At 60.8% G+C, this 12,508-nt stretch carries 11 protein-coding genes; 6 read left to right on the top strand and 5 right to left on the bottom strand.

Annotated features, from left to right (window positions below; translation table 11 throughout):
- Window positions 1-14 precede the first annotated feature (14 nt).
- The 4 genes from E2F43_RS05890 to E2F43_RS05875 all read right to left on the bottom strand — a co-directional run bounded on the left by E2F43_RS05890 (window position 15) and on the right by E2F43_RS05875 (window position 4,461).
- Window positions 15-1,163 carry an acyl-CoA dehydrogenase family protein gene (locus E2F43_RS05890; protein ID WP_133211133.1) on the bottom strand — a complete coding sequence of 383 codons (1,149 nt, stop codon included), beginning with the start codon at window positions 1,161-1,163 and terminating at the stop codon, window positions 15-17.
- Window positions 1,164-1,477: 314 nt separating this feature from the next.
- Window positions 1,478-1,954 (bottom strand): nuclear transport factor 2 family protein, encoded by a 477-nt coding sequence (locus tag E2F43_RS05885; protein WP_133210517.1) that lies wholly within the window; start codon window positions 1,952-1,954, stop codon window positions 1,478-1,480.
- A gap of 22 nt (window positions 1,955-1,976) precedes the next feature.
- Entirely contained in the window at window positions 1,977-2,381 is a 405-nt protein-coding gene (locus tag E2F43_RS05880) for a PaaI family thioesterase (protein ID WP_238946758.1), read from the bottom strand.
- An 85-nt stretch (window positions 2,382-2,466) separates the two neighbouring features.
- Window positions 2,467-4,461: a sodium-translocating pyrophosphatase gene (locus tag E2F43_RS05875; RefSeq protein ID WP_133210515.1), complete on the bottom strand. Its 1,995-nt coding sequence runs from the start codon at window positions 4,459-4,461 to the stop codon at window positions 2,467-2,469.
- A 152-nt stretch (window positions 4,462-4,613) separates the two neighbouring features.
- On the opposite strand from E2F43_RS05875, the gene E2F43_RS05870 reads away from it, so the two are divergent.
- Both E2F43_RS05870 and E2F43_RS05865 read left to right on the top strand, forming a co-directional pair.
- Window positions 4,614-5,675 (top strand): alpha/beta hydrolase, encoded by a 1,062-nt coding sequence (locus E2F43_RS05870; protein WP_133210513.1) that lies wholly within the window; start codon window positions 4,614-4,616, stop codon window positions 5,673-5,675.
- A gap of 9 nt (window positions 5,676-5,684) precedes the next feature.
- Window positions 5,685-6,536 (top strand): alpha/beta hydrolase, encoded by an 852-nt coding sequence (locus E2F43_RS05865; RefSeq protein ID WP_133210511.1) that lies wholly within the window; start codon window positions 5,685-5,687, stop codon window positions 6,534-6,536.
- An 84-nt stretch (window positions 6,537-6,620) separates the two neighbouring features.
- Here the strand turns inward: E2F43_RS05865 and E2F43_RS05860 are convergent, their stop codons facing one another.
- Window positions 6,621-7,874: an alpha/beta hydrolase gene (locus tag E2F43_RS05860; protein ID WP_133210509.1), complete on the bottom strand. Its 1,254-nt coding sequence runs from the start codon at window positions 7,872-7,874 to the stop codon at window positions 6,621-6,623.
- A gap of 192 nt (window positions 7,875-8,066) precedes the next feature.
- On the opposite strand from E2F43_RS05860, the gene mnmG reads away from it, so the two are divergent.
- Genes mnmG through E2F43_RS05840 form a run of 4 tightly spaced genes read left to right on the top strand, consistent with a single transcriptional unit; the run spans window position 8,067 to window position 12,367 of the window.
- A complete protein-coding gene (gene mnmG, locus E2F43_RS05855) occupies window positions 8,067-9,974 on the top strand; it encodes a tRNA uridine-5-carboxymethylaminomethyl(34) synthesis enzyme MnmG (RefSeq protein ID WP_133210507.1) in 1,908 nt (635 codons plus the stop codon).
- On the top strand, window positions 9,967-10,605 hold the full coding sequence (gene rsmG / locus E2F43_RS05850; protein ID WP_238946757.1) for a 16S rRNA (guanine(527)-N(7))-methyltransferase RsmG: 639 nt from the start codon (window positions 9,967-9,969) through the stop codon (window positions 10,603-10,605). Before mnmG ends, rsmG begins: the two co-directional genes overlap by 8 nt.
- A 28-nt stretch (window positions 10,606-10,633) precedes the next feature.
- Window positions 10,634-11,461: a ParA family protein gene (locus tag E2F43_RS05845; protein ID WP_133210505.1), complete on the top strand. Its 828-nt coding sequence runs from the start codon at window positions 10,634-10,636 to the stop codon at window positions 11,459-11,461.
- Between the two features lie 12 nt (window positions 11,462-11,473).
- On the top strand, window positions 11,474-12,367 hold the full coding sequence (locus tag E2F43_RS05840; RefSeq protein ID WP_133210503.1) for a ParB/RepB/Spo0J family partition protein: 894 nt from the start codon (window positions 11,474-11,476) through the stop codon (window positions 12,365-12,367).
- The last annotated feature ends 141 nt before the right edge of the window (window positions 12,368-12,508 follow it).

The raw sequence follows: 12,508 nt of genomic DNA, 5'->3' as shown, positions 1-12,508 counted from the left end.
GAAAACGCGCCCGCTCAGCGGGCCATTAATCCCATGCGCTTGCCGATAATGCCCAGCATGACTTCATCGGCGCCGCCGCCGATGGAGGTCAGGCGCATATCGCGCATGGCCCGGCCCACAGGATTGTCCCACATATAGCCCATACCACCCCAGAACTGCAGGCACTCGGTGGGGATGCTGTTACTGAGTTTGCCGGCTTTCAATTTGGAATAGGAGGCCAGTAAGGTGGGATCTTCACCGTTGATGTACATTTCACAGGCGCGGTAAATCATTGCTCGCAGGGACTCTACTTCCATCTGCATTTCCGCAAGCTTCATGTTGATGATCTGGTTATCCAGCAGTGGCTTGCCAAAAGCCTCTCGTTGGCTGGTGTATTCCACGGTGTCGCGAATACAGTTCTCCAGGCCCTTGATGGTGATTGCCGCACCCGCCAATCGCTCCTCCTGGAACTGCATCATCTGGTAGGTGAAACCCATGCCTTCCTCTCCGATAAGGTAACGCTGGGGCACGACGACATCGTCAAAAAACAACTGTGCGGTATCCGAAGCGCGCATACCCAGCTTGTTAAGCCGCGGTGACGTTGAAAACCCGGGCGTACTGGTAGGGACAATGATCAGTGACTTGTTCTGGTGCTTCTGGTCATCGGAGGTATTGGCCAGCAGGCAAATGTAGTCCGCCTGGGTGGAATTGGTAATCCACATTTTGGTGCCATTGATCACGTAGTCGCCACCGCGCTTGCGGGCGGTGGTTTTTATCGCGGCTACATCCGAGCCGGCGTGGGGTTCACTGACGCCGATAGCGGTTACCATTTCCCCGGCGATGGCGGGAGTAAGGAACTCCCGCTTCAGTTCGTCGCTGCCAAAGCGCGCCAGGGCGGGTGTAGCCATGTCTGTCTGCACCGCGATGGCCAGCGGTACTGAGCCGTGGTTGGCTGCCCCCCATTCCTCCTGAGCGACCATGGCATAACTGTAGTCCAGGCCCAGGCCACCGTATTCCTCGGGCTTGTGGATGCCCAGCAGGCCCAGTTCACCGGCCTTCTTGAATACCTCATGGGCCGGGAAAATACCTGCCTCTTCCCACTCTTCCACGTTCGGGTTGATTTCCTTTTCGACAAACTGGGAGACGGTGCGACGAATTTCGTTGTGCTGGTCGGTGAACTGCATGGCGGCGGTTGGCTCCTGTATAACGCGCTGCGGCGGTGTGGCAGAATTTTTGAGTATAACCATTTAATATTCAAGCGTCACTTAACTGCTTGACCAGCCGCAGTCTGGGCAACACTTGATCGATCGATGTCACCAACAGCGGTAATCCGCCGTAATCGATTGTGAGCGCGGTTTTTGAAATACTTCGGTTTGTGCAAGGTTGCACGCCAGCGAACAGGGACGTTCGCACTTTAACACCCCTCCGGGATAACCCAGCGCCGGACTCGCCTGTCGAAACGCAGCACGATCTTGCGCTGGGTGTTGAGCCCTTGGGCTCAGTCCCCGCTGGCTTTGTCGGCCGTCTTTTCCAGGGCCTCCCGGGCGGCCAGCCACTGGCCGATCATGACACCCATATTGTGCGGGTTGTAGGCATCCTCCTCGTATTTGAACAGCCCGTTCCCGGCGTAGTGGAGAATAGTGATATTGGGCTCCTCGTAGATTTTACCGTCGCCCAGGTCTTCCATGCGGTTCATGACTTCCGCAAACACCCAGCCTTTTTCTACATCGATGCTGTACCAGCGCACCGGGAATGCCGTCATACTGCTGGCGGGCCACTGGTTCATGGTGTCGGTTATCCAGTCGTGAATACGCTGTCGTCCCCAGTAGCGCCCGTAATTATGTTCAAAGTAGGTGGCATCCTCGGTGAAACAGTTGGACCAGTCGCTCCAGTCACTGGTTTGTGCGCCCTTGAGCGCGGCGGCCTGGAACTTGTCGAAGGCCTTTTCGATTTCCTTGCGTTTCCAGCGAGCCATCTTCGTTACTCCTTATTACTGGTTATTGTTCGGGTATGAGGAAATGCGCCCTGGCAATGGCACAGGGTCGGTCCCGACGTTCCTGCCAGGCGGTGATACTTACATTTGCGACCTGGCGACCCTGTCGGGTAAGAGCGCATTGCGCGTAAGTATCCTGCAGCCGGGTGGGTCGCAGGTAGTCGAGTGAGAAATTTGTGGTTTTTGGTATAACCGTTTGTTCTATCTTGGCGATCAGGTGCAGAGCCGCGGCCGAGTAGTCCATGCGCAGGTCCCGCTGACCGACCAGTTCCTTCCGGTAGGGCGGGCACAGGGTGATCTCCTGGTCATCCAGCGCAACAAGGTGAACCCCAAGGTGACGGGCTTGGGGGATGTAGTGACACATCTTCGATAGCAGTTCGGATTTCTCGGCGGCGGTCAGTGCAGGCACGGCGCTCTTCTTTGGCCGTGAGATTGTATCTTAGGGAAACTGCAGCGATAAGCGGTGGGGCCCGGGTGGCCCCACCGGGACAGGCTCAGAGCAGCGGCGCAATCACCAGGCTGACAATAGCCATCACGTTGATGAGAATGTTCATCGAAGGACCGGAGGTATCCTTGAAGGGGTCGCCCACGGTGTCGCCGACGACGGTCGCCGCGTGGGTGTCGGAGCCCTTGCCGCCGAGATTGCCTTTTTCGACATATTTCTTGGCGTTGTCCCAGGCGCCACCGGCGTTGGCCATCATCAGAGCCATCAACACACAGCCCAGCAGGGCACCGCCGAGCATCCCGCCGAGCGCGGTGGCGCCAAGCCCGAACCCCACCACTATCGGCGTGGCGACCGCGATAGCGCCAGGGCCTATCATCCTCCGCAGCGCCGCTGAAGTGGCGATGTCGACGCAGCGGGCGGTGTCAGGCTCGGCTTTGCCTTCCAGCAAGCCGGGAATTTCCCGGAACTGGCGGCGGATCTCGGTAATCATGTCGAAGGCGGCCTCACCGACTGCGGTCATGGTAATGGACGCGATCAGGAATGGCACGGTACCGCCGATGAACATGCCCACCAACACCGTCGGGTCGGAAATCTCCAGCGCGAAGCCGGGATTGTTGACCTCCACGGTTTCCACAAAGGCGGCAATGATCGCCAGCGCGGCAAGGGCCGCGGCGCCAATGGCAAAGCCCTTGCCGATGGCAGCCGTGGTGTTACCCACTTCGTCGAGTCCGTCGGTGATTTTGCGGGTTTCTTCGCCCATGCCCGCCATTTCAGCGATACCGCCGGCGTTATCCGCCACCGGCCCATAGGCATCGATGGCCATGGTAATACCCACCGTGGCGAGCATGCCCACGGCTGAAATGCCCACGCCGTACAAGCCGGACATGCTGGTCGAGACCCAGATAATGGCGGCGAGGAACAGAATCGGCAGTACCACCGACTGCATGCCAACCGCCAGACCTGTGATCATGACCGTTGCCGGCCCTGTCTCGCCTGACTTGGCTATTCGTATGACCGGTTTGGAGCCGGTGTAGTACTCGGTTATCAGCCCGATCAGGACACCACCGACCGCACCGGCCACGACCGAATACCAGATGTTGGTGCCCAGACCCATTGCCTGGATAAGGAAGTAGGCCATGGCGGCGAACACCACCGGGGCGGCGAGCGTACCGGTTCTCAGGGCGACTTCCGGGGCCGCGGAGCTGCGAGCGCGAACGATGAAAATACCGGCCAGCGATGCCAGCAGGCCGATGGAGGCAAGGCTGAGTGGCAGGAACATCATCGCGTCCTTTTCATCCGCCGAGATGGCCATGGTTGAAGCGATGGCGATACAGGCGATCATGGAGCCACAGTAGGATTCAAAAATGTCTGATCCCATACCGGCGATATCACCCACGTTGTCGCCCACGTTATCAGCAATCACCCCCGGATTGCGGGGGTCGTCCTCCGGGATTCCGGCTTCCACCTTGCCTACGAGGTCCGCACCCACGTCGGCACTCTTGGTGAAGATGCCGCCGCCAACCCTGGAGAACAGGGCGACGACCGAGGCTCCCATGCCGAAACCATGAATGGCGTGAGCGGTGTGTGGGTCGCCGCCGAAGTACCAGTACAGGCTGCCCAGGCCGATCAGGCCCAGGGAAGCGACACACAAACCCATGATGGATCCGCCGTAAAAGGCAATGGACAAGGCGAGGTCCTGGCCGTGATTGTGGGCCGCCACCGCGGTTCGCACGTTGGCCTTGGTGGCGGCGAACATGCCGAGGAAGCCGGCGATCGCCGACGACAGCGCACCCACCAGGAAGGCGATGGCGGTATTTGCACCCAGCGGTGAAACGAAGATGCCCACCAGTAACACCAGGCCAAAGATGGCGAGCATCTTGTACTCGCGCTGCATAAACACCATGGCGCCCAGGTGAATCTGGTCGCCAATTTTCTTGACGACGCCATCACCGTGGTTATGGCGAATCATGATGTGATAAATAATGAAAGCGACGACCAGGCCGGCCAGTCCGAGCAAGGGAGGTATTACATGATATCCAGACATACAGCTGACTCCATGTTGATTATTATTTGATCTTGCCCCTGCATGCTAACCAAAACCCGGTAGCTTGCACAAGCATGACCCGCCGCGGGTACTTGTATCAAATGGTCGCGGCGCACAGAATGCGGGTTCCTTGGCTTTCCGGAAATGTACTGATGATTTGGATCTGGCTGGTGCTGGTGATACTGGCAGTAGTGGCAGTTGTCACCCGGGTGTATCTCAATGGGCCTGATCTGGGTAAGTACGACCAGCCCCCGGGAGAGCAGTTCGGCCTGGGGCGACCACCCAGTGAAGCCCACGCTGAGGTGGTTGCTTCGCTGGGTGTGGGAATGGGGTCTGTCCGTGAGGCGCCGCGCAAGGACCAGTTGCGCCTGATGCGCCAGTATATGGACCAGATCTCCGATGGCCTGGACCTGTCTGCCAGCTTCACACCGGCAAATGCAGCCGGCGTTGCCGCCGAGTGGGTGCAGGCACCCGGTGCCGATAGCCTGCGGCGACTGCTTTATATCCATGGTGGTGCGTTTGTCATGGGCAGTCCCCGGAGTCACCGCAATATAACCAGTCGATTTTCCGAGGTCTCCGGCTGCGCTGTGCTGGCGATAGACTACCGCCTGATGCCGGAACACTCGCGCAGGGCAGGTGTAGAGGACTGTCGCACCGCTTACGAATGGATGTTGGCCAATGGTCCCGAGGGACCGTCCACCGCCCACAAGGCCTATCTGGCGGGTGATTCGGCTGGCGGTAACCTGGCGCTGATGATGTCGGCGTGGTCCAGGGACCACGGCAGCCGCAAGGCGGACGCCGTCGTTGCCCTGTCACCCCTGACCGATGCCACCCTGGGCTCACCGAGCATGAAAGGCAATATCGAGACCGACGCCATGCTCGGCCCCATGCTACGGGGCCTGGCCAGGTTTCCCCGGCCGCTACTGCTCTGGGTCGGCCTGTTTCAGAACCGCACCACACCGGCACATCCGACAATTTCACCGGTGTTCAGGGATCTCCATGACCTGCCCCCCACCCTGGTACATGTCAGCGAGGCAGAGATGCTGTGTGATGACGGGCGCCGGTACGTGAACCGGGCGGTATCCCAGGGATCACCGGCAAGGCTGCAGAGCTGGCAGCATGTGGTCCATGTCTGGCATATGTTTTATCCTCAGCTTCCCGAGGCCTGCGAGGCCTGGGACGAAATTGGAAAATTCCTCGACGAAGAGGGATAGGGAGGGCGCGTGCAACATCAGGAAGGAAAACTAGAGGGCGCGGCCGGGCACTCGGTGTACTACCAGTACTGGCTGCCCGACCAGGAACCCCGGGCAGTGATATTGCTGGTTCATGGTGCCGGTGAGCACAGTGGTCGATACGCCGCAGTGGCTGAGCGGTTCTGCGCTTCCGGTTATGCGGTTGCGGCGCTGGATCACATTGGCCACGGTCGTTCCGACGGAGAGTATGGCCACATGGCCAGCTTCGACGACCACCTGGAAACCCTGGAGCGTTTCCGGCAACAGGTGATCGCACGTTTCCCGGGATTGCCGATGATTCTGTTCGGTCACAGCATGGGCGGTTTGATCAGCAGCTGCTACCTGCTGCGCCACCAGCAGGACTTTGTCGCCTGCGCGTTGTCAGGCCCTGCGATAATGAGCGACCTGGAACCGGGTTTCCTGCAGCTGGCGATTATCCGCCTGCTGTCGCTTATCGCTCCGCGATTGGGGGTATTACAGCTTGATGCCGCCGGTGTCAGTCGAGACCCGGCAGTGGTAAAAGCCTATACCGAGGACCCGCTGGTCAATCACGGCAAGATGTCAGCGGGCTTTGTTTCCGAGCTGTTCAAAGCGATGAACGAAGTCCAGCAACGGGCTGGGGAAATCCACCTGCCGCTGCTGATCATGCACGGGGAACAGGACTCCATGGCATCTCCGGCGGGAGCGCAGTTCCTGTTTGAGACCGTGGGCTCGGCAGACAAACAGCTGAAGCTTTACCCGCAGCTCTATCACGAGATTCTGAATGAACCGGAGCGGGAACAGGTGATAGCGGACTTGCTGGCCTGGTGCGATCAGCGGGTCCAGGGCGGCTCAGGAGACTGAGACTCGCAAGACTCTCCAGCCAAAGCGCGGCGACTGCCCGTCACTACCGCGCAGCGCTGTGTACTGCGCGGGAACCTGGCCGGTTCAGCCATTGCCCTTCCGGTGTCGCGCCAGTGCCCACTCCAGAAACCGGTGTACTCCGTCCACTGTATGTTCCGTGCGCAGGGAGTGTATCAACTCCCAGGCATGCTCTGCTCCCGGCATCTCCACATATACCACGGGCTGTTGCGAGACCTCTTCCAGTTTCTGGGCGAATACCTGTGCATCCCTGACCGAGGCCAGGCTGTCGTGAGTGCCGTGTAGAATCATGAAGGGAGGGGCGTCCCGGTGGACCTGGACAACCGGAGAAGCAAGGTCCCATAGTTCCGGGTTTTCCTCCACGGTTTCATGCATGACCTTGCCGTTAAGGAACTTCTGGTAAACCTGACGATTGGGGTGCTGGTCATAACGTACCAGGAAATCGTAAACCCCGTAAAAAGGGACCGCCGCCTGCAGGGTGGTATCCGTGTCGGGGTTGTCCGGCTGCAGCTCGGGACGATTGGCAGTAAGCCCCATCAGGGCCGTGAGATGACCACCGGCGGAGCCGCCGGTGACAGCAATGAAATCCGTATCCATGCCGTATTCGTCACCATTTTCACGAATCCAGCAGAGCGCTTTCTTGCAGTCCAGCAAGTGGGTAGGGAAGGCGACGCTGGGGCTGAGTCGATAATTGGCCGCCACGCAGATCCAGCCGCGGCTGGCCAGGTGGTACATCAGTGGCAGTGCCTGGTGTTTCTTGTCGCCGATCATCCAGGCGCCGCCGTGTATCTGCAACAGCACCGGGCAGCCGCCCTCGGGGATAACCTGGGGCCGGTAGATATCCAGATGCTGGTGCACGCCGTGGGGTCCATAGGGGATATTGCGCAGCACCTCGACACCGGGGACGGGGGTGGGGCGCGGGTCGCGCCAGTCGTCGAAGCTGACCTCCCGCCGCAATTCGCTGCTGCGCTCAGCCGGGATCTCGGCACGATAGCCGTAGCCGATCCTGTCCAGCAGAGCGCCCTCGACCGTGTCCCGGGCGTGGGTTGATTTCCAGATGCTCCAGACCAGGCCGCCCCAGCTCACTGCCAGCACCAGCATTGCCAGCGAGCCCAGGTTGGAATCAGTAGCCCCGGCCAGCGCCAGCAACCAGGCCAGAAGAGCCTGCAGCGGTAACCAGATCCACGCCAGCTCGGTCGCCAGCAGGGCGGTAGCGAAGGTTCCCCAGGGTACAGCCTTGCGCGGTTTCACCCGCGGGCTGAAAACGGTATACATCGAGGCGACGTTGAAAACAGCCAGGAATGTCAGCAACCAATCCATAGTAGTACTACCCTTGATAATCGAATGAGTGGGAAGTGGCGGGCTCCGGGCCGCGGCAATGGCCACTTTACACGGGCTGTAGAAGGCTTGTCCAAGGTCGCCCGGACGGCATTTTTACAGTCGAACAATTTTTGAACACCGGCACCGGCCCACGTATAATCGCGCCCCCAAATGCCTGAAGGGTAGACCCGAGTGGAATTCAAGCAACAGTTCGATGTCATCGTGATCGGTGGTGGCCACGCCGGGACCGAGGCTTGCCTGGCGGCAGCCCGCATGGGCTGTCGTACCCTGCTGTTGACCCACAGTGTCGATACCCTGGGCCAGATGTCCTGCAACCCGGCGATCGGCGGTATCGGCAAAAGCCACCTGGTGAAGGAGGTAGACGCCCTTGGTGGCGCCATGGGCCGCGCCACTGACCGGGCCGGCATCCAGTTTCGGGTATTGAACTCGCGCAAGGGGCCCGCGGTGCGGGCAACCCGCGCCCAGGCCGACCGGGTGCTGTATCGGAATAGCATCCGCCAGATTCTTGAAAGCCAGGAAAACCTGAGCATTTTCCAGCAGCCGGTGGATGACCTGCTGATCGAGAACGGTAGCATCGCCGGAGCCATTACCCAGATGGGGGTGACGTTTCGGGCGCCGCGGGTGGTGCTGACGACCGGCACGTTTCTTGGCGGCAAATTGCACATCGGGCTGGAAAACAGTGCCGGTGGCCGCGCCGGTGACCCGCCCTCCATTGCCCTGGCCCGGCGCCTGCGGGAATTGCCCTTCCGGGTGGAGCGCCTCAAGACAGGTACGCCGCCGCGTATTGATGCCCGCACGGTGGACTTTTCCGGACTGGAGGAGCAGTGGGGCGATAAGCCCCTGCCGGTAATGTCCTTTATCGGCGATGTATCCGAGCACCCGGAGCAGCGCTGTTGCTGGATCACCCACACCAATGAGCGCACCCACGATATTATTCGCGCCAGCCTCGACCGCTCGCCGATGTTTTCCGGGGTGATCGAGGGTGTCGGCCCGCGCTATTGCCCCAGTGTGGAAGACAAGATTCACCGTTTTGCCGACAAGAATTCCCACCAGGTGTTTATCGAGCCCGAAGGCCTGACGACACCGGAGCTATACCCCAATGGTATTTCCACCAGCCTGCCATTCGACGTGCAGATCGACCTGGTGCATTCCATCAAGGGGTTTGAGAATGCCCACATCACCCGGCCCGGTTACGCCATCGAGTACGACTTTTTCGACCCTCGCGACCTGCAGTACTCCCTGGAGACCAAAGCACTGCCGGGACTTTACTTTGCCGGCCAGATCAACGGGACGACCGGATACGAGGAAGCCGCGGCCCAGGGTTTGTTGGCCGGCCTGAACGCCGCGCTTGCGGTCCGTGGTGAAGAGCCCTGGTGTCCGCGTCGCGACGAGGCCTACATCGGGGTGCTGGTGGATGACCTGATCACCATGGGCACCGTCGAGCCCTATCGCATGTTCACCTCCCGGGCCGAGCACCGCCTGTTGCTGCGGGAAGACAACGCCGACCTGAGACTTACCGAAAAGGGCCGGCAACTGGGCCTGGTCGGCGATGTCCGCTGGCAGCGCTTTGCAGAGAAACGCGAGGCCATTGCCGCCGAGGCTGCCCGCCTGGGCAGCACCTGGATACAGCCCGGGAGCCCGGAAGCGGCGCAACTGGCCGCCAAGCTGACCAGCCCTCTGGCCCGGGAGTATTCGCTGGCGGACCTGCTCAAGCGCCCGGAACTGGAGTACGCCGACATCGCCAGCCTCAAGGGCGACCCGACACCCGACCGGCAGGCTGCGGAGCAGGTGGCCATCCAGGCCAAGTACGCCGGTTACATCGATCGCCAGCAGGAGGAAATCGACCGACTGCGCCGACATGAAAACACCAGGCTGCCGGCCGATCTCGACTATGAGCAGGTGGACGGCCTGTCCAACGAGGTCAAGCAGAAGCTGGGCGACGCCCGCCCGGAGACCCTGGCGCGCGCCGGGCGAATACCCGGAGTCACCCCGGCTGCCGTGTCGCTGTTGCTGATTTACCTGAAGAAGCGCGGTGCGCTCGGGGCCGTCAGCGGCGGAGATTCCCGCAAGCTTGCCTGACTTGGAACCAGCCATAGGCAGTCAGCTGGCCCGGGGCTGTGAGCGCCTGGGGGTCGTGAGCGGGGAGGGTTCGCAGCGCCAGCTGCTGGCCTACCTGGCGCTGATGATCAAGTGGAACCGGGCCTACAATCTCACCGCTGTGCGGGATCCGCAGCAAATGGTGACCCGCCACCTGCTTGACAGCCTGTCTATCGCTCCCTACGTCAGTGGGCAGCGGTTGATCGATGTCGGCACCGGTGGCGGCCTGCCCGGTGTTCCGCTCTCCATACTCTTTCCCGACAGGGAGTTTCATCTGCTTGACAGCAACGGCAAGAAGACCCGATTCCTGTTTCAGGTGAAAACTGCGCTGGGCTTGGATAATATGACCGTTCACCAGGCGCGGGTGGAGTCTTTTGACCAGGGCCCCTTCGATGCGGTGCTCTCCCGGGCGTTTGCCTCTCTGGAGGATATGGTCACCGGTTGCCAGCACCTGTTGGCACCCGGCGGACACTTTTTCGCCATGAAAGGCGCTTATCCAGAGGCAGAAATTGCCGCGGTGGCAGACCGTTGCCAGTTGCAGGCCGTGCACCCACTGGAGGTGCCAGGGCTGGGGGAGCAGCGGCACCTGGTGGATATGACTTTGCGCGACTAACAGCGCCAACAACACACCAGGGGATCTTGTGGCAAGAATTATCGCAATTGCGAACCAGAAAGGGGGTGTCGGCAAAACAACGACTTGCGTCAATCTGGCCGCCTCCCTGGCCGCCATGAAGAAACGTGTATTGCTGGTAGACCTCGATCCCCAGGGTAATGCCACCATGGGTAGCGGCATCGACAAGTATGCTGTCGAGCGCAGTATTTATGATGTGCTGGTGAATCGCGCGCCGGTTAGCCAGGTGGCCCGGCACGCCGCCGACAGCGGTTACGATGTGCTGCCCTCCAACAGTGACCTGACGGCGGCCGAGGTGGAGCTCATCCAGGTGGAACACAGGGAACGCCGGCTGCGGGCGGCGCTCATCGAGGTCTCAGGCGCCTACGACTATATGCTGATCGACTGCCCGCCATCACTGAACATGCTGACCCTGAACGCGCTGGTGGCAGCGGACGGGGTGATCATCACCATGCAGTGTGAGTACTTTGCCCTGGAGGGTTTGTCTGACCTGGTACGCACCATTTCCCAGATTGCCGAGACGGTAAACCCGCAGCTGCAGATTGAAGGCATACTGCGCACCATGTACGACCCGCGCAACAGCCTCACCAACGAGGTGTCCAACCAGTTGCACAGTCATTTCGGGGACAAGGTCTATCGCACGGTGGTACCGCGCAATGTGCGACTGGCGGAAGCACCCAGCCATGGCATTCCCGCCATGTATTACGACAAGTTCTCCCGCGGCTCCAAGGCCTACATGGCCCTGGCGGGAGAAATAATCCGCCGCGAGGAGAAGCTGGCCCGGGCGTCAGGCGCTGCCGCGGCTGGTGTCACCGCGCCGGCCCCGGCAGCAGAGTAACGGAGAGTCAGGATGTCGAAAAAACGCTCCCTTGGAAGAGGCCTCGACGCCCTTTTGGGTGCCAGTGCCGCCGCCAGTGAAGCCGCCGAGGTCGCCGATAGTCCGCTGGCAGACGTTGCCGCCGACCCGGATAAAACCCTGAAAGAGCTTGCGGTAGACCTGATACAGCGGGGCAAGTACCAGCCGCGCCGCGATATGGAGCCCGAGTCCCTGCAGGAACTGGCTGACAGCATCAGGGCCCAGGGGGTGATGCAGCCCATCGTCGTGCGCCCCATTTCTGATCGCAAGTACGAGATCATCGCCGGCGAACGTCGCTGGCGGGCCACCCAGCTGGCGGGCCTCGACACCATCCCGGCGGTGATTCGCGATGTGCCCGACGAGGCCGCTATCGCCATGGCGTTGATCGAGAATATCCAGCGGGAAGACCTCAATCCCATTGAGGAAGCGGCTTCGCTGCAGCGATTGCAGCAGGAATTTGAACTCACCCAGCAGGAGGTGGCCGATGCGGTCGGCAAATCCCGCTCCACGGTGACCAATCTGCTGCGCCTGATGACCCTGCAGGATGATGTTCGCCGCCTGGTAGAACACGGCGACCTGGAAATGGGCCATGCCCGGGCCCTGCTGGGGCTGGAGGGAGGTGACCAGTCCCATGCCGCCGCCCAGGTGGTGGGCAAGGGCATGTCGGTGCGCCAGACCGAGGCCCTGGTGCGCAATACGCTCTCGACCAAAGACAAGCCCAGGCCGGATAAAACCATTGACCCCAATATCCGCCACCTGCAGGACGACCTGTCCCAGCGACTGGGCACCCGGGTACAGATCCAGCACAGCGCCAAGGGCAAGGGCAAGCTGGTACTTAATTACAGCTCGCTGGATGAGCTGGACGGGATACTGGCGCATATTAAATGACCGCCGAGGCACAGATTCCCGCCTGCGCGGGAATACCGAGGTGGAGGCGGTTCCACAGCATCTGGTGGATAAAAAACAATCAACACACAAAATAAGCCAAACCGCCGGAAATTGCGGCTATATCCCCACAAACGTGTCGGG

This window comes from Seongchinamella unica, from assembly GCF_004354085.1.
Taxonomy (GTDB): domain Bacteria; phylum Pseudomonadota; class Gammaproteobacteria; order Pseudomonadales; family Halieaceae; genus Halioglobus; species Halioglobus unicus.
Note: the sequence above shows the minus strand (reverse complement) of the source record. Positions and strands in the feature narration are given on the sequence as shown.